The organism is Myxococcus sp. AM010 (genome assembly GCF_013372585.1).
Lineage (GTDB): Bacteria > Myxococcota > Myxococcia > Myxococcales > Myxococcaceae > Myxococcus > Myxococcus vastator.
Map to the genome: position 1 here is coordinate 1 of NZ_JABXEO010000101.1, position 16,755 is coordinate 16,755.

The 16,755-nt window shown below is 70.2% G+C and carries 13 protein-coding genes; 3 read left to right on the top strand and 10 right to left on the bottom strand.

From position 1 onward, the window contains the following. Positions 1-123: 123 nt before the first annotated feature. The 7 genes from cas10 to HV826_RS31665 all read right to left on the bottom strand — a co-directional run bounded on the left by cas10 (position 124) and on the right by HV826_RS31665 (position 11,413). Positions 124-1,908, bottom strand: a complete 1,785-nt coding sequence (cas10, locus tag HV826_RS31635) for a type III-B CRISPR-associated protein Cas10/Cmr2 (RefSeq protein WP_176420789.1) — start codon at positions 1,906-1,908, stop codon at positions 124-126. 4 nt (positions 1,909-1,912) lie between these two features. Further along, positions 1,913-3,292, bottom strand: a complete 1,380-nt coding sequence (gene cmr1 / locus HV826_RS31640) for a type III-B CRISPR module RAMP protein Cmr1 (RefSeq protein WP_255217516.1) — start codon at positions 3,290-3,292, stop codon at positions 1,913-1,915. Between the two features lie 186 nt (positions 3,293-3,478). Beyond that, on the bottom strand, positions 3,479-5,308 hold the full coding sequence (locus HV826_RS31645) for an SAVED domain-containing protein (RefSeq protein ID WP_176420791.1): 1,830 nt from the start codon (positions 5,306-5,308) through the stop codon (positions 3,479-3,481). Positions 5,309-5,397: 89 nt separating this feature from the next. Beyond that, on the bottom strand, positions 5,398-6,261 hold the full coding sequence (locus HV826_RS31650; RefSeq protein WP_176420792.1) for a nucleotidyltransferase: 864 nt from the start codon (positions 6,259-6,261) through the stop codon (positions 5,398-5,400). Positions 6,262-6,353: 92 nt separating this feature from the next. Further along, positions 6,354-7,202: a serine/threonine-protein kinase gene (locus HV826_RS31655; RefSeq protein WP_176420793.1), complete on the bottom strand. Its 849-nt coding sequence runs from the start codon at positions 7,200-7,202 to the stop codon at positions 6,354-6,356. Positions 7,203-7,218: 16 nt separating this feature from the next. Continuing rightward, the gene (locus HV826_RS31660) at positions 7,219-8,001 is read right to left on the bottom strand and encodes an RNA polymerase sigma factor (protein ID WP_176420794.1); all 783 of its coding nucleotides are present in this window, start codon (positions 7,999-8,001) and stop codon (positions 7,219-7,221) included. Beyond that, positions 7,982-11,413, bottom strand: coding sequence for a serine/threonine-protein kinase (locus HV826_RS31665; RefSeq protein WP_255217517.1), 3,432 nt, complete (start codon positions 11,411-11,413; stop codon positions 7,982-7,984). The genes HV826_RS31660 and HV826_RS31665 overlap by 20 nt, the downstream gene beginning before the upstream one ends. A 131-nt stretch (positions 11,414-11,544) precedes the next feature. On the opposite strand from HV826_RS31665, the gene HV826_RS31670 reads away from it, so the two are divergent. Then, entirely contained in the window at positions 11,545-12,396 is an 852-nt protein-coding gene (locus tag HV826_RS31670) for a hypothetical protein (protein ID WP_176420795.1), read from the top strand. 9 nt (positions 12,397-12,405) lie between these two features. Here HV826_RS31670 and HV826_RS31675 read toward each other — a convergent pair whose 3' ends face one another. Genes HV826_RS31675 through HV826_RS31685 form a run of 3 tightly spaced genes read right to left on the bottom strand, consistent with a single transcriptional unit; the run spans position 12,406 to position 15,367 of the window. Next, a complete protein-coding gene (locus HV826_RS31675) occupies positions 12,406-13,215 on the bottom strand; it encodes a carbohydrate ABC transporter permease (RefSeq protein WP_176420796.1) in 810 nt (269 codons plus the stop codon). After that, the gene (locus HV826_RS31680) at positions 13,212-14,090 is read right to left on the bottom strand and encodes a carbohydrate ABC transporter permease (protein WP_176420797.1); all 879 of its coding nucleotides are present in this window, start codon (positions 14,088-14,090) and stop codon (positions 13,212-13,214) included. Before HV826_RS31680 ends, HV826_RS31675 begins: the two co-directional genes overlap by 4 nt. Then, positions 14,087-15,367: an ABC transporter substrate-binding protein gene (locus tag HV826_RS31685; RefSeq protein WP_176420798.1), complete on the bottom strand. Its 1,281-nt coding sequence runs from the start codon at positions 15,365-15,367 to the stop codon at positions 14,087-14,089. The genes HV826_RS31680 and HV826_RS31685 overlap by 4 nt, the downstream gene beginning before the upstream one ends. A gap of 242 nt (positions 15,368-15,609) precedes the next feature. On the opposite strand from HV826_RS31685, the gene HV826_RS31690 reads away from it, so the two are divergent. Further along, positions 15,610-16,029, top strand: a complete 420-nt coding sequence (locus HV826_RS31690; RefSeq protein ID WP_176420799.1) for an STAS/SEC14 domain-containing protein — start codon at positions 15,610-15,612, stop codon at positions 16,027-16,029. Positions 16,030-16,123: 94 nt separating this feature from the next. Beyond that, positions 16,124-16,537 (top strand): STAS/SEC14 domain-containing protein, encoded by a 414-nt coding sequence (locus HV826_RS31695; RefSeq protein WP_176420800.1) that lies wholly within the window; start codon positions 16,124-16,126, stop codon positions 16,535-16,537. Positions 16,538-16,755: the final 218 nt, after the last annotated feature.

Sequence of the window (16,755 nt, forward strand, 5' to 3'; positions counted from 1 at the left end):
CTGCTCCACCAGGTACTCGTGGACCAGCCGTTCAATCTTCGATTCCAGCATCGCAGGGAGTTTCGTCCGCATCCGCCACGGGTTGCACACCGCGACGCCGGCCTCAACACCAGCCCTGAACGGTTACCTCGCACCATCCTTGTCCTGTGCTGAAGCAAGCCCGCGCCCCGCGCGAGCGAAGGTGTCCGCGACCAGCAGCCGCGACGCCCAGCGCTCCAGGGCTTCCCGCGGCGCCATGGCGGAGGACAGCTCGAGCCCCACGGCCTCTGGGGTGAGCGGTGCGGGCGCGCGGCCCGCCTCGGCGCGGGCGAGGATGCGCCGGGCCTCGTCGCGAAGCAGCTCCATCATCCCAGGCGCAGCGGCGCCGTCAGCGGGGAAGCGGCGCGCGAGGGCCTCCACCTCGTGGACCTTGCCCAGGGGGAGCGGCTGCGCGTCGCGCGTGAGCAGCGCCACGTCGGTCTCCAACTGGCCCACGGGGTTGGAGCCCCAGGGCGCCGTCCACAGCCGCTCCCGGCCAGCGTGCTTCGCCACGAGGATGGCCAGCGCGTCGCGGCCCGCCTGCTTCGCGGCGCGCTCCGCGCGGCGCCCCAGGTTCAGCAGCTCGCCCAGGCTCTCCAGGACATGGCCGATGCCCAGCCCCACCGACAGCGTGGGCACCGTGGCCCCCGTGCCTACGAGCGCCCCCTCCAGGGACTCACGGAAGGCGACCGCCAGCGCCCGAGCGCACGCGGGCGCGTCCATGGGCGTGACGAACGCGAGGACGTCGTCCCCACCCGCGTAGACGAGCACGCCCCGGTGCTGCGCCTCGACGAGGGCCCGCGCCTTCCGGGTGAAGTCCGCGAGCGCCTGGGAGACACGCTGGTGCGCCAGGTGTCCGTCAGGCCGCGACGCGAGCGCCTCCAGCGCGCGGCCCATCCTGTCCCCGTCCGCCACCAGGCACGCCACGTAGGGGAAGGGCTCCGCGTCCAAGCCCATGGCCTTGCGCAGCGGCTCCACGTAATCACGTCCGAAACGCGCGGCGGCGGCCCGAGGCTCCGGGACGGCGTATTCCTCGAAGTAGGGCTGCCAGCGCTCGGGGAGCAGCAGTTGGCCATCGAAGGGGAAGGCGTCCACCCAGGGCCGCCGCTTCCCGCGCACGGGCTGGAAGCCCCGCGCCTCGCACTCGGCGCGGAGCCGGGCGAGCAGCTCCGGGTGCCGCGCCTCCGCCGCCTGGAGCCAGGCCGCCAACCCGATGGAGGGCACGGGCACGAACTGACCTGGCTGGCCTCCCGCGCGCTTGAGCACGCCGAGCGCGTCCAGCTCCTCGCGCAGGCCAATGCGGAAATCGCGCCAGGGGCCGCCCGCCTGGCGCTCCCGGCGCAGCAGGGACGGACGGGCGCCGTCGAGGCTCGACTTGTGCGTCCCCTCCGGTGGCCGCTGCTTCCACGGCGCGAACTCGCGCAGGCCCCGGCGGGACTCCAGGGCCCGCTCGGCCTCCACCAGCGCGGCGGCGTAGCCCGTGGGTGTGTCTTCCACCGGCGCCCAGGCGGCGTGGACCTCCAGGAAGGTGTCCAACTGCTCCGCGGCCAGCGCCTCCGCGTCCGGGATGAGCAGGGACTGGCACGCCTTGAAGACGCGCGCCCACTCGGCCCGCAGCCGGGACTTCGCCGCCTCCCTGGCGCGCCGGGCCGCCTGCTCCGGCGCGTCCTCCACCAGGGCGACGACCTTGTTGGCCACCCCGGCGCGCGAGTCCCGCGCCTGGTCCGGGTGCGGGAAGATGAGCGTGGCTCCGGACTCCAACAGGGAGACGGCCATTTCCCGGGCCAGGTTCGACAAGACCTGGCTGCCGTACCAGAGGTCCCGCGTGCGGCGGGCCTGCGCGATGTAGCCCTGCACCGGGCCCACCTTGAGGACGAGGACGTGTTTCATGGGCTCACGCTTCCTGGGCCTTGCGGGTTTCCTTCAGCCACATGAAGAAGGCGTCGCGGAGGTTGTCCGCGCGCTGGAGTGACTTGAAGAGGGGCTGGTCGTCCTGGGCACGAAACGCGCGTGCGAAGGGCACGCGGGTGAGCGGGACGGCGTCCTTGAACTGCGTCATGACGACGTGGCCTCCGTTGGGTGTTCCGCGCTCCAGCCACAGCGCGATGGGCTCGAAGCGGCCATCCGCGAGCGGCAAGGCCTTGACGATGAGCGGTGACGCGAGCCGGTCCATCTGCTCCCACTGGCCGCCCACCTGCCGCTGCCACTGGAGCTGGACGTCATCCGGCTCCTTGGGTTGGTAGTCGCCGCCCTCGCGCCGCTTCTGCTGAAAATGGAAGACAATGGGCAGCCCGAAGCCCGCGCGTGGCCACGCCGGCGTCGCCGAGTGCTGTGGGCGCGGCGCGTGGACCTGTGGATAGGCATTGCCCGCGCTTCTGGATTGACGGGACGCCCGCGCGAAGCGGCGAAGCTTGTCGGCCTCGGGCCAGTTGGAGCGGCCCGCGCGCTTCCCCTGGCCAGGGCTCCTCGCCACGCCCAACAGCTCGGCGTCTCCGGAGGACACGGGCTGCGTGCCCTGACGAAACTCACGCAACCAGCCCAGCGCGGCCAGCCAGGCCTTCTCGCCGTCGCGCTGCCGCGTGCTCGCGCCTCCCTGGAAGAGCTGCGCGCCCCTGAGCAAGGGCAGGTCACAGGGGTGCTCCGCCAGCTCGGGAGAGAAGAGCGGCACGTCTCCGAAGAGGCGCCTCAACGAAGCCCGGTCCGCCGAAGCCGGCAGCCATTGCGTGATGTCGGGGGCCGAGGGCTCCAGACAGACGGAGCCACAGCCACGCCGGGGGCGAGAGCCATAGCCACCGAACAGAATCCAGGCGCGGACCGCGTTGCGCACCTGTGCCATGGCGTCACCTTCGGGCGCGGTCACCTCCAACTTGAAGCGGAGGCCCGGCTTCCAGCGAGGGACATCCGCCTCCTGCTTGCCGTTGCGAGCCGGCCACAGCGCATAGGCGTGCGGGGCGCCGAGGTCGATCTTCCCCGTGTCCGCGCCCGCGGGCCGGACCTCCGTCACCCGGAGCTCCACCTGGGAGCGCCAGGCACGCGCGGCGTCGCCATCAGACGCATTCCCGGCCCGCCCCATGCCGCCCCAGAGTTCCCGCTCCCGAAGCGCCAGCGCCTCCGAGCCCCCCGCGACGTAGGCATGGCCATACAGTGCGCGCCACCAGAAGCGCAGGTGCCCGCGCACGGTGGGGACGCGGATGATGTCCACGGAGGGGAGCTCCGCGCTGCGCGCCACAGGCCCTCCGCCCAGGATGGGCGTGACGGTCTTCAGCTCCAACATGAAGGACTCCAGCCTCGGCGCCGAGGCCGAGCGCCGCCGCAAGTGGCTGGCTTCGGTTGAAGAAGGTTCAGGCAGGTCCAGCGAGGGCATGACGCTCCCGTGTCAGCAGAGTGGGCAACAGCGTGAACAAGGCGTGTGAGCACGCACGGTGAGCGTCAGCCCCACCGTGCCTTGCAAGGCGCGCGGCTACCGCGCGCCCGCGAGCCGAGGAGCAACCAGCTCCGGGTGCCTCACGAAGAGCCGCTCGAAGAGCAGCCGCAGGCGGTCCTGGAGCTCCTCGCGGGGAGGCGCCTCCCATTCCCGGAGCGCCTGGAGCAGGTCCTCCACCCAGGCGCGCGCGTTGTCCAGGCGCACCAGCCGGTGTCGGAAGTAGAGCGCCAACATCACCTCCTCGCGTGAGTCCTCCAGCGACAACCGGACCCGCTGCTGGAAGTAGCTCTCGTGCGGGTCACGGAAGGCCGGCAGCCCCACCAGCTCCACCGTCACCCGCTCCAGCTCCTCCCGCACCTCGGCGTCTGGAGCGCGCAGCGCGAGCTGCGAGAACCGGCACGCGTGGAAGAGCCAGATGAGGTAGCGGCGCAGCCTCCGCTCGGCCAGCTCCCGCACGGGACGCTCGGGTTCAAAGACGCGCAGAATCTCCAGCGAGTTCCAGACGATGGACTCGAGCGTCTTCACCGAGCCCACGTCCTTCACGGTGCCGCCCTGCCTGGCCTTGCGCCACGCCAGCGCCACCTCGACGCCCACCGCGTCCGCGTCGTAGTCGGCGGCCTCCAGTACGAAGCCCGCCCTGCCGATGCCGCGGTAGTTGTACGACGTCAGCCCGCCCTGCCGGACATGGAAGGCCTCGTGGATGAGGAACAGCCGCAGGCACTCCTTCCAGTCCTCTTGCGACTGGAGCCGCTCGCGCAGCGCCCCCAGCCCCAGCAGCAGCTCCCAGTCGAGCTTCCACTTCCCCGCGCCATGGCGGAAGAGCGGCGTGGGCTCGTAGGCGGGGTCGTCCTCGATTTCACTGCGCAGGTAGGCCTGCCCGTCGATGTGCTCGACGAAGGGTTGCTGCTCGGGCTCCTTGAGCCAGGAGACCAGCTCCTTGTGGACCCGCTGGACCTCCCGGAGCACCCGCATGGCGTTGAGCTTGTCGTCCGCGGTGGGGCTCCGAGGCGCCACTGCGCGGACCGCACGAATGACATGAACCCGTTCATAGCCCTGCCGGTCCGCGTTGAAGTGGAGGAGCGTCAGGGGATGCTGCGTGGTCGGATTGACGACCGTGCCCAGCGCCGCCGCGAAGCTGACGGGCGCGTCGATGGCCAGGACCACGGACTCAGCGCCATCCAGCCGCTCATGCAGCGTGTCGAGCACCTCCCGGAGCTGCGTCGCCGCGCGCGTCACCTGCCCCGGGTTCTGGACCGCCGTGGGAGACGGCCCCGTCACGGGGCGGAGGCAGACCGTCGTCAGGATGGACGCCTCTGGCAGCCACGCCGCCACCTTTGAACGGACGTTGTCCCGGATGGCCCGCGTCACCTCGACGACCAGCAGGACGTGGCCCCTTCCTCCCTGACGGCCAGAGGGCAGTCCTTCCACCTGGAAGAAGTCCTCCGCCGACGGAGCGGCCATCCGGTCGTACCCCAGCGACCAGGAGCCATCCGGCGCCTGCTGATAGACGCAGACGGGCCGGCGCGGCAGCCGCGAGGCCAGCTCGAGCATCAGCGCCAGGGGCGCGCAGCCGAAGAGGTGGATGGGGAGGTGGTCCAGGTGCAGCTCCGCCTCCCGCTTGAGCAGCGCCGCCGCGAAGCGCTCGTGCTCGCTGAAGGACTCGCTCCAGTCCTGCCCCGGGAGGCTCCGGGCGGCCCGGGCCGCGTCATACGGGTGCAGGACGACGGAGGCCACGTCACGGTCTCCTTCCTGGCCGTACCGAATCAGGGTGTCCCGCGCCGTGGCCTCGATGACGGGCCGGTCCTGCTCGTAGCGCACGATGAGCGCGCGCGTCCTCGGGTTGATGGGGATGTCCTCGCTCCGCATGTCCGCTCCTGGAAGGGGCCTCACCAGAGAGGACGCGAAAATGCGCGGGAGCCCATCGCGGCGCCGTTCACTTTCCGGCCCCCCCCGCGTCAGCGGTACCGGTAGGCCTCGCCAAAGAGCTTCCGGAGCCGCTTGTGCGCCTCCTCCGGGCGCGCGTCGCGCTCGCTCAGCGCGAGCCGCACCTCCCTGGCCGCGCCCTGGAGCGCATTGCGCGCGGCTGTCCGCTGCCCGCCGGTCATCCGCTCGTCCACGGCCTTGGCGAACCCGGCGGGGTCGCGGACCGGCCGGTCCACGCGGCTAGCCAAGAAGGCGAAGAGCGTTTCAAGCCCCTCCAGGTAGCCCGCGGGAGCACGAGGGAACGCCTCGTAGCCCATCACCTCCACATGGAATGACCCCAGGAGACGGAGGTCATGCTCGCGCTTCCAGTGCTTCACGGCCTTGAGGAGCGGCTTGAGCTTCTTGCCCGCCCGCTCGTTCGCCGCGGTGCTCAGCTCCTTGTGGATTCGTGGGTTGGTGCGAATCCACTGTCCCGAGTTCCGCTCGGGGATGAGGTAGTGGTCCTGAGAGGGGTGCTGGTAGGCAGGAACGACATCGAACTCGATGCCAGTCCCGGTGAACCCCAGGTGCACCGAGTGCTGCTGGAGGATGGCGAGCTCCTTGTTCGGCCAGGCGGCGTGGAGCGCCTGACGCACCCGCTTGAGCGCCGCGTCCGGCGTCTCCGGCGATGTGGACGCGGCCCGCCCCACCACCGTGAAGATGTCGATGTCATGCAGCGGCCGGATGGCGGTGCTCCGGCTGTAGGAGCCCGACAGAAAGGACGTCTCACAGCCGGCGAGCCTCCGGCTCAGCTCCTCGCGAACCAGGGTGTGCTGCCTGCTGACCTCGCTCCGCTGTCCCTCCGTCAGCTCCAACGAGCTGATGAACCGCTCCAATGCCTCACCTACGCTCCACATGGTGGCGCCTCCTGTTCCGTCTCCTCCAGAGGACGCTCCCGGCGCGGAAAAGGCATCGCGGCCAGCGTGATTTCCCAGTGGGCGCGGCGCGCTCAGCCCGGACCGGCGGTCAGCGCGAGCACCTCCGCCAGCGGAGGACGCCGCCCGGGCACCTTGTCGAGCATCCGCGCGACCATCGCCACGGTGGCGCGGGGCGCGCTGGCCTCCAGCCGCTGGATGGGAGGAGGGTCCATCACATGCCGGAACATCAGCTCGTGCTCGGCCTCGCCAGGGAAAGGGAGCGCACCCGCCAGCATCTGGAACCAGAGGATGCCCAGGGCATAGACGTCCACCTCGGGCCCCACCCGCTTGGCGTTCACCCACTGCTCTGGCGCCATGTAGTGCCGGCTCCCCAACATGGCCTCCTCCGCGGTCGACAGCGGCAATGCGGAGTCCACGCCCGAGGCTTCGGCGACCCGCTTGGCGAGCCCAAGGTCCGCGAGCCGGACGTCCAGCGCGCCGGGCCTGTCACAGGCGAGGAGCACGTTCGCCGGCTTCAAGTCCCGGTGAATCCACCCGCGCGCGTGAAGCAGGGACAGCGCCTCCGCGAGCTGGTGCACGACCCGCGCGCAGTCAGGGACCTCGAAGCGGCCTCCCGCGCCAGCCAGCCCCTGCTCCAGGTCTCTGGGCAGCCACTCCAGGACCAGGTAGGGGTGCCGCGCGTCAATGACGCCAAAGGCCAGCGCGCGCACCAGGTGGGCATGTCTCAAGTCGAGGAGTGACTGCGCCTCCTGGAGGAAGCGCGCCACCAGCTCCGCGTGAACGCCCCACCGGGCCGCGAGCACCTTGATGGCGACCTGCCCGCCCTGGGCGTCGCGGCCTTCGTAGACGTCGCTCGTCGCCCCCACCGCGACCCGGTGTTCGATGCGGTACTCCCCGGCCTGGGTCCCTGGTGGCAACATGGCGGGCGCGCCTCGCTCAAGGGCTGATGGCGGGCGTGTACGGACGCAGCCGCGTCACGAAGTCCAGGACCTCGCGCAGTGAACCGGCGCAGTCCGGGTACTCCGCGATGAAGGCCTCCTGGTCCAGCGGCGCTCCCGCGTCCCGTCGGCGGAAATACGCCTCCAGCGCGGCGCTCACCTCGGCTTCATCCTGGAGCGGCCCCCCGTCCTCCCGCATCCGCCGCCGCAACGTGCTCATGCCCCGCTGAAGCAGCGACGACACGGCGGCATGCGACTTCTTCATCTGTTGCGCGGCCTCCTCGACGGTGAACTCCCTCAACCAACAAAGCGAGAAGGCCTCGCTCTGCTCCTGCGGCAGGTGCGCGAGCATTGACAGCAGCCTCCGCCATTCTTCTCGCCGGGCGGTGAACTGGCTGGGTGTCCGTTCATCCGAGGGAATGGCCTCGACCTCCTCCGCGCCGGAGGCCCTCCCCCCGGGGACGTGCTTCGCCTCGCGCACCTCCGCGCGGACGACGTCCAGGGACTGCGTGAAGACGACCTGCTTGAGCCATGCGTTCCACTCGCCCTCCGTCTGGCCACGGAAGGACAAGAGCTTCTCGAAGGCACGCAAGGCGGACTGCTGGAAGATGTCCGACGGACGCGTGGCCCCCTGGAGCCCCAACGCGGGGCTCTTGGCCGCGTGCCGCTCCAAGGCCTTCCAGCTCCTCCGGAACAACGCGTCCATCGCCGCGTGCTCGCCGGCCCGCGCCCGCTGGAGCAACTCCTCGAACGACGCCTCATCATTGGATGGCGGAATCATCACGTCCCCCTCTCAACGGCTTCGCGTCTTCACAAGTGAGGGCCTGGAAGCGCACGTCCTCCGGGTCCTGCGCCAGGAATCGCCGCACCAGGGTACACCGTCCCTCACGGGATTCCGCGCGCGGGGCATCCAGACCCAGGGCGGCGGACACCTCCTCGTGCCCCTGAAGCGCGCTGGCCGCCATGAGGGCATAGCGCTTGTTGGGGGGCTCGCCATCCAGCAACGCCTGTCCCAGCCGCTGTGCCTCCGCGTAGCGCGCCTCGGCCTCCCGGAGGCGACCCGCCGCCGCGTGGAGGCGACCCTCCGCGACCAGGGCGCTCCCCAACGGCCAGAGGTAGAACGCCTCGCCGCCCCGGGCCGCGCGCGCGCTCCGCGCAAGCCGCAACGCGCGAGCCACCACCGCCTCGGCCTCCCCCAACGCGCCCTCTTCGATGGCCAACTCACCACGCTGCGCCAGGACCACCGAGAGCAGCGCCTCGTCATAGGGGCGGCCGGTATTCTGGGCGTGCAGCGAGCTGGCGCGGTCCAGGAGCGCCGCGGCCTCGCGGACGCGCCCCTCCGCCCACCGGAGCTCCGCGTGCTCGGACAGGCTCACCGCGAGGCTGCGCCGGACATCAACGGCTTTCTTCCCGGCCTGGGGCTGGGCCTCCATGTGCCGCAAGGAGGCCAGCAGGTGCGCATCCGCCCGCGCCCACTGCCCGCGCGCCATGGCGACCTTCCCCAGCTTGGAGTCATTGAGCGCGAGCTGCCATTGCAGGTCGTCGTCGGCGAGCCCCGCCACCCTCATCATGCGGCGGGCCTCGGAGAACCGACGCTCCGCATCGGAGAGGGAGCCGGCGTAGTAGGCGGCGTCCCCCATGCGGTGCGCGACGCGAACGGCCGCCAGCCGGACCTGGTGCTGGGCCTGCTCGTCCATCGACAACTCATTCAAGGACGCGTCCAACTGCGTGAGCATGGCCCGGCGGATGTCCAGCGTGTGCGCGCGCCGGCTCAGGTCCCAGTCTGCTTGCGCTGAGATGCCGTCGGCCACCTTGACGAGGCGCTGGAGGTTCGCCTGCGCGTGCCGCCGCTCCTGCTCGGCCCGGACCGCGTAGAAGAGGATGGCCAGGCCCGCGAGCGCCGCCAGCCCCATGAGGAGTCGCCGGGCACGGACGCGGCGCAGTGAGAGCCGCTCCGCCGCCCGGAGGAAGTCCTTCGCGCGGGGACTGAGGGCGGGGGTGTCCCAACGGCCCGGTGAGTCGAACCCGCGCCGGTAGTGCTCCAGCAACGTCCCGGTGGGGAGCCCCTCCCGCGGCCGGCGCGCCTGCTCCCAGGCATTCGCGACGCCCTCCAGGTCCGACTGCCGCTCCAGCACGACGCGCTCCTGCTCCAGCCAGGACACGAGCGACGGCACCCGGTGCAGCAGCGTCTCATGCACCAGCTCCACGCGCTGGAGGGCCGGGTCGCGCTCCCCGGAGAGCACGATGAGCCGGAGCCCGGGCGGCTCCGCCGGGGACGGGCCCAGGGGGATTCCGGACAACCGGTGCAGCACCTCCTCGGCGAGCCCGTCGTTTCCCGACGCCGCGAGGACGTCCTTCCGGGAGCGGGGCCGCCGGGTATCGGGCGTGCCGCGCCCCACCTGCACCAACTCCAGGAGGAGCCACTTCGCGCGCTGCTTGCCCTCCTCCCCCAGGCGCTCCAGCAGCGCCTCCGCGTCGTGAGCCAGCGCCCCACCGACGCCCCCCAGCCGCTCGTAGTGCTGGTGTGTCAGCGGAGCGCCACCGCTGAGCATCCACATGCGTTGCAAGGTATGCCCCAGCAGCGGGAGGCGCCCGCCCTGGCTCCGGACATCCTGCACCATCCGCTCGGCGAGCCCCTCGCTGAGCCGCAGCCTCGCGCGGCCCGCCATGCCCTGGACGACCTGTGACAGGGCCTCGTCCCCCATGGGCAACAGCGGGAAGCGCGCCGCGGCGTGGAGGTGGTGCGGCAGCGAAGGCATCTGCTCGAGCCGGTGGATGAAGTCGCTGCGCAGGCTCGTGAAGAGCCGCAGCGGCGTCTCAGGCGCGGCCAGCGCGGCCGCGAGCAACGCGTCCATTGCCGCCAGCTCGGCGCTGCTCAACGTGAACAACTCCTCCATCGGCTCCAGGACCAGGAGGAGGCGGCAATCGCTGGGTGTATGCGCCGTGACGAAGTCGTGGAGCGCGACCGGGCCGCTCCGAAGGGAGGCCTCGATACCATCGCGCGTCCCGGCGGCGGCGACGTCCGCATACGCGGCGGCGAGCGCCTCCGCGAGGTGACGGAGCGGCGTGTCCGACGGTCGCATGATGGCGATGCGCCATCGCGGCTCCGCCTTGGCGGACAGCGTCTTCAGCGCCGGCAGCAGCGCGGCCTGGATGAGCGAGGACTTCCCGACCCCACTCGGTCCCTCCAGTTGCACCCAGCGTCGGGTGCCCAGGCGCGCCTCCTCCAGGCGTTCGAGCAGCCCGCGCACCTCCACCTGCCGTCCGAAGAAGAGCTCCGCGTGCGCCTCCGTGAAGGGCGCGAGGCCAGGAACCGGACACTCGTCCGCATCCAGCGCCCAGGCGCGCTCGAACACGGCGCGGCAACGCTTCATGTCGGGGCGCGCCGCGGGCTGCTTCTCCAGCATGTCCGCGATGAACGACGCGAGCCCGATGGGCACGGCTGGCGCGAGCTGCTTCAAGGGCGGCGGCGGCTCACGCTGATGCGCGGCGATGACCAGCACCGGCTCCTCCGCGTCGAAGGGTGGGCGGCCCGCGAGCAGCTCGAAGAGGACCACTCCCAACGCGTAGACATCCGCGGCCCCATCCACCTTCGCGGCGCTCAGGAGCTGCTCGGGGGCCATGTAACGGAACGTCCCGATGAGCGTGGCTTCGTGCGTGTGGACCTGCGTGGACAGCAGGTCCGCCTGTCCCTCCGGAACCTTGGCGATGCCGAAATCCAGCACCTTGACGCGATATCCAGACGCCAGCGAAGCGTCCGGGCACAGGAAGAGGTTCTCTGGCTTCAAGTCCCGGTGGACGATGTTCTGCGCGTGGACGTCCACCATGGTGGCAGCCACCTGCGCGCAGAGGGCCAGCGCGGTTGCCATTGGGATGTTCGGCTGCGCTTGCATCCATTGCCGGAGCGATTGTCCCTGCAATTGCTCCATGGCCAGGTACACCGTGTCGCCGACACGATCACAGTGCAGGATGCGGACAACGCCCGGATGCTCGAGCAGTGCCAGCGCCCGGGCCTCCTGAAGGAAGCGCGCGACGCGCTGCGGGTCCTCTGCCGCGGAGGGAGACAGCACCTTCAAGGCCACCGGGTTGCCCACGCGCTCGTGGACGGCCGCGAAGACCTCCCCCATGCCACCGCTGCCGAGCAGGCGCAGCAGCCGATAGGGACCAAGCTGGGATTGAGCAGGCTGAGTCAAGACGGCGGAGCCTGCGCCACAGGGGCATTTTCAGTCCAGCCCTTGAATCGTCCAGGCCAGGGTCTTTCACACCCCGCCTGAACCCGAGGAGATACGCATGTCAGACCCTACCCTTAGGGTCTCCACACTTCATGACCTCCGTCTTCGACCTCATCCTGCGCAGGCTGGTGCAAGGCCACCCCGAGCAACTCCTGCTGCTCCTCTTCGGTGGGCAGACACCGGCCTTCATCCGGATGGCGGACTCCAGCCTCCCGCAATCCGAGCGGCGCGCGGACACCGTCTTGGTGGTGGAAGCCCATGGTGTGCGCTTCGCGGTGGACGTTGAAATCCAGGCGCAGGCGGACCCACACTTCGCGGAGCGCCTGCTGGACTACACGGTCCGCATCCACCGCCGGGAAAGACTGCCCGTACTCCCTGTCGCCATCTACCTCGTACCGGAAGCCGAAGGCGCGTCTCCGCCATATCGCTTCGAGTGCGCTGGGATGCGCGTGCTGCGCTTCGACTTCCAGGTGATACGCCTCTGGGAGGTGGACTACCGCCAGCCCACCTTGCAGGCAGCCACGGCCTTGCTGCCCCTCTCTGTCCTGGAGTCAAACGCGGGCCCCGAGCGAATCGCCTGGGCGGAGTCCCGTATCCAGCAGGAACCGAGCCTTTCGACAGAGGAGCGCCTAGACTTGCTCGTGGTACTCGGCACGCTGGCATCCCGCCGGTTCGGGCAGGACAGGCTCAGTCAGCACTTGAGGAACATCATGATTGATTCACCGTTCTGGGAAGAGCAGCGCGCGAAGGAGCGAGCCCGTGCATGGAGTCAGGTGTTGCGGACCTTCGCGGAGGCCCGGGGCCTTGCCTTCCCCGCCGACGCCGGTGAACGCCTGGAGCAGTTGGACGCATCCACCCTGCAAGCCCTCGTCAACAAGGCCGTGACCACCCCAGACCTCGCGGCCACCGAGCTGCGCGCCATCCTCACGGCGCCGCAGCACTGAGCCCGCCCGCTACTCCTTCACCGCGCCCGCCGTCAGCCCGGACACAATCCGCCGCTGGAACAGCACCGTGAGCGCCACCAGGGGCAGCGTGGCCACCACGGAGGCCGCGGCAATCTCACCCCACGGCTCGCGGTACTCGCTGGCGAACAGGCTGATGGCCACCGGCACGGTGCGCTTCTCCGGCGTGGAGAGGAACGTCAGCGCGTAGAGGAACTCATTCCACGCGAAGATGAAAACCAGAATCGCCGTCGTCGCCAGTCCCGGTGCGGCCAAAGGCAGCAGCACCTGCCGGAAGGCCTGGAACGGCGTGCAGCCATCCACGCGCGCGGCGCGGTAGAGCTCGTCGGGCAGCGCCCGGAAGAACGACGTCAGCACCCACAGCGTCAGCGGCAACGCGAACGTCGCATACGGCAACGCCAGGCCCACCAGGCTGTCCCGCAGCCCCACCGTGCGCAGAATCAGGTACAGCGGACTCACCGTGGCAATGGGCGGAAACATGCTCACCGCCAGCGCCGCGCTCAGCAGCAGCCCCTTGCCTCGGAACTCCAGCTTCGCCAGGGCGAACGCCGCGGCGGCCCCCACCGTGAGACAGAAGCCCGTGGTCAGCGCCGCCACCAGCAGCGAGTTCAACACCACGCGCAGGAAGGGCCGGCCCCACAGGACGCTCGCGTAGTTCTCCAGCGTCAGGTGCGAGGGCCACGGCCGGGTCAGCTCGCCATCCGGCCACAGGCTCGTCAGCACCTGCCAGCAGAAGGGCCCCAGGAAGAAGGTCAGGAACGCCACCACCGCCAGCGCGGTGCCCAGCCCGGGCCGCTTCATCGCGCCGCCTCCTCACGCCCCAAGAGCCGCAGCCACACCGCCGCCAGCAACACCACGCACAGGAAGGTCGCCACCGACAGCGTGCTCCCGTACCCGAAGTCCCCCGAGCACATCAGCGTCTTGTACGCGTAGATGCTCAGCGTCTCCGTCGTGTTCGCCGGCCCGCCCTCCGTCAGCACGTAGATGGCGTCGAACACCCGGAACGCATCCAACGAGCGGAACAGCAACGCCAAGAGCAGCGCCGGCTTGAGCAGCGGCAGCGTAATCGAGACAAAGGTCCGCCACGGCGAGGCCCCGTCCACCCGCGCCGCCTTGTACAAGTCCTCCGAGATGCCCTGCAGGCCCGCGAGCACCAGCAGCGCCACGAAGGGCGTCGTCTTCCACACGTCCACCAGGATGGCCGCGTGCAGCGCGTACCCCGGCGCGCCCAGCCAGTTGATGTCCTGCCCGGGCAGCAGCCGGTTGATGACGCCGTACTCCGGGTTGAACATCCACGCCCACAGCCGCGCGCTCACCACGGTGGGAATCGCCCACGGCACCAGCACCGACGCGCGCAACAGCCCCCTGCCCGGGAACGCCCGCTGGAGCAGCAGCGCCAGCGGCACCGCGAGCAGCAGCTCCACCGTGACGGCGACGGCCGTGAAGTACGCCGTGTTCCCCAGCGCCGCCCAGAAGCGCGCATCCCCCAGCAGGTAGGCGTAGTTCTCCAGCCCCGTGAAGCGCCGCTCGCCGAAGACGAGGATGAAGCGGTGCATGCTCAGCCACACCGCGGCCAGGATGGGGTACAGCGCCACGCCCCCCAGCACCAGCACCGCCGGCGCCACCAGCAGGTACGCCTGCCGCCGCTCTCGCGCCATGCTCCCCCGCCGGCTCATGGCCCCTCCCCCGTCAGGTGGTCCACCTGCCGCTGCGCGCGCTTCAACGCGGCCTCGGGCGTGCGCAGCCCGGCCACGGCGGCGGAGAACTCGCTCTGGAGCACATCCGAAATCAGGTTGTAGTACGGCGTCACCGGCCGCGGCTTCGCGCGCTCCACCATGGGCAGCAGCCCGGCGATGAACGGCGCCTCGTCGCGAAGGCGCGCGTCCTGGTACACGGCGGGCCGAGGCGGGTTGCGCGCGTAGTTCAGCGCCAGCACCCGGTTGGCCTCCGGGGACGTGAGGTGCGCAATCAGCCGCGCCGCCAGCTTCCGCCGCGCTGGCGACACATGGGCATTCACGGCCAGCTGCCACCCGCCCAGCGCCCCCGCGCCAGGCGCGCCGCTCACCGTCGGCAGCGGGGCGATGCCCACCTTGCCGCGGATGGGCGAGTCCGGCTTCTGCGCCTCGCTCCACGCATACGGCCAGTTGCGCATGAACACCGCGCGCCCTTCCTGGAACACCCGCCGCGACTCCTCCTCCGAGAAGCCCGTCACCGTCGCGGGCGACACCCCGCGCTCCACCAGCCCTCGCAGATACGCGAGCGCCTCGCGCGCGGGCGCGTCATCCAGCAGCACCCGCCCCTCCTCCGACAGCGCCCGGCCGCCATGCCCCCACAGCGCCTCGTACACATTGCAGGACAGGCCTTCGTACTGCCGCCCCTGCCACACGTAGCCCTGGAGCCCGGGCGTCTTCGCCATCGCCTCGCGCGCGAAGCGCTCCAGCTCCGCGTAGGTGCGCGGCGCGCGCGGCACCAGGTCCGTGCGGTAGTAGAGCAACCCCACGTCCAGGTACCAGGGCACCGCGTACGTGCGCCCCTCCACCACCACGGCCTCCACGGGGCCGGGGAAGAAGTCCTCACGCAGCCGCTCGGGCGGGAACTCCGCGGACAGGTCCGCAATCCAGCCGGCGCGCGCGAACTCGGGCACCCAGACGACGTCCGCCACCAGCACGTCGAAGTCCCGCGCCCCGCCCTCCAGCGCCGTGAGGAAGAACTGGTGCGCCAGGTCGGACGCGTTGGGCAGCGCCTCCGTGATGAGCTCCACCCCCGGATTCTCCCGCTCGAAGCGCGCCAGCAGCTCGCGGAACGGCTCCGGCGGCCCCCACAGCGGCTGATACTTGAAGACCAACCGCGTGCGCCCCCCCGCCTCGCCCGACGCGTCCTGCCGCCGGCAGCCCCAGATGGCCAGGCCCACGACGAGGCCCAGCGCGAGCACGATGGTGGAGACGCGTCTCATGCGCGGGCATGACTCCAGCCACACCCCGCCCCGTCAAGCCCGGGAATCCAGGTCGGTCCGCGCGTCAACACCCCGGAAGTCTGGCGCACTGAATGAAAACAAACCTTCCAGACCTCCAGGCGTGTCCCGCAAAACCAATCACGCCCGGTGAGTCATCATGAACCAAGGGAGAGCCACGATTCGCTTGGACGCTGCCTCAGCGGTATTCTCACCCAGGCAGGAACAACTGGGAGGGGGAAGCGATGAAACAGCAGCCTCGGGATTGGCAGTGCGGAGCCCACCGGGCCCACTTCGAGGAGCCGGACACCCTGGTCGCCGAGTTCAACGGCCTCATCACCCTGGACGAGGTGAAGGAGACGGTGACGCTCTACCACCAGACGACCACCGACCACGGCCAGTACTACCTCATCGCGGACATCGGCCGCTCGCAGCTCGAAGCGGCCGGCCGCCGGTACATGTCGGAGAAGGCCAGCTCCGACTGGTTTCACGCCATCATCTACGTCGGCGCCGACATCGTCATGCAGACCTTCGTCAAGGCCATTGCCCTGGCGCTGCTCTTCACCGGCAAGTCGACCTTCGAGACGGTGTTCGTGAAGACGCAGGACGAAGCCCGCGCCTGGGTGGCTCAGCACCGGCTCCGGCTCAAGAGCAAAGCAGGGTAGTGGGTCAGGAATTCCACGTCCAAATTGACAGGCATGCATCTCGCGCTATTCCCTGGTGGGCGTTATGCTCACCAGGGTTTCTGGAGGGAGTGACATGCAGCAACTGGAATGGAAGTTCGGTGCCCACTCGGTGCGCTATGAGGCGCCCGACGTCGTACAGGCGACCTTCATCGGTCCCATCGACCTGGAGGAAATCAAGCGCGCGGTCGACGTGTACGGGGAGATTGCCCAGCAATACGGGCCCTACTACCTGATCGCCGACATCGGCCAGTCCCAGCTGGGCGCGGAGCCCCGGCGCTACCTGTCGGAGAACGGCAAGGCGGACTGGTTCAAGGGCACCGTGTACGTCGGCGCGGACGTGGTGCAGCAGACCTTCGGCAAGGTCATCGCGCTGGGCATGCTCTTCACCGGCAAGGCGCGCTTCGAGACGACCTTCGTGAAGGACCACGACGAAGCGCGCGCCTGGGTGGCGCAGCACCGCCAGAAGCACAAGAAGAAGCTGGGCTGAGCTTCCGCCCCATTTCCCCCCAAGCCCTGGAGCCCCGCCCACCACCACCCGGTGGGCACGCTCCAGGTGTGCCCGCGGCCCGCCCGGAAGTCACTCTCCAAGTGAACCTCCACGCACCGTCCGGCGCAGGATGCATTTTTACTGGAATCAAACGTCAGCACTGAAAACCAGTGAAAATGAAAAAATGCGCCCTTGCTGGCAATAAAGCCAGAATTCGT

Excerpts from the sequence above, each read along its gene's own strand:
- cas10 (WP_176420789.1), bottom strand. The coding sequence starts at position 1,908 with ATGAAACACGTCCTCGTCCTCAAGGTGGGCCCGGTGCAGGGCTACATC.
- cmr1 (WP_255217516.1), bottom strand. The coding sequence starts at position 3,292 with ATGTTGGAGCTGAAGACCGTCACGCCCATCCTGGGCGGAGGGCCTGTG.
- HV826_RS31645 (WP_176420791.1), bottom strand. The coding sequence starts at position 5,308 with ATGCGGAGCGAGGACATCCCCATCAACCCGAGGACGCGCGCGCTCATC.
- HV826_RS31650 (WP_176420792.1), bottom strand. The coding sequence starts at position 6,261 with ATGTGGAGCGTAGGTGAGGCATTGGAGCGGTTCATCAGCTCGTTGGAG.
- HV826_RS31655 (WP_176420793.1), bottom strand. The coding sequence starts at position 7,202 with ATGTTGCCACCAGGGACCCAGGCCGGGGAGTACCGCATCGAACACCGG.
- HV826_RS31660 (WP_176420794.1), bottom strand. The coding sequence starts at position 8,001 with ATGATTCCGCCATCCAATGATGAGGCGTCGTTCGAGGAGTTGCTCCAG.
- HV826_RS31670 (WP_176420795.1), top strand. The coding sequence starts at position 11,545 with ATGACCTCCGTCTTCGACCTCATCCTGCGCAGGCTGGTGCAAGGCCAC.
- HV826_RS31675 (WP_176420796.1), bottom strand. The coding sequence starts at position 13,215 with ATGAAGCGGCCCGGGCTGGGCACCGCGCTGGCGGTGGTGGCGTTCCTG.
- HV826_RS31680 (WP_176420797.1), bottom strand. The coding sequence starts at position 14,090 with ATGAGCCGGCGGGGGAGCATGGCGCGAGAGCGGCGGCAGGCGTACCTG.
- HV826_RS31685 (WP_176420798.1), bottom strand. The coding sequence starts at position 15,367 with ATGAGACGCGTCTCCACCATCGTGCTCGCGCTGGGCCTCGTCGTGGGC.
- HV826_RS31690 (WP_176420799.1), top strand. The coding sequence starts at position 15,610 with ATGAAACAGCAGCCTCGGGATTGGCAGTGCGGAGCCCACCGGGCCCAC.
- HV826_RS31695 (WP_176420800.1), top strand. The coding sequence starts at position 16,124 with ATGCAGCAACTGGAATGGAAGTTCGGTGCCCACTCGGTGCGCTATGAG.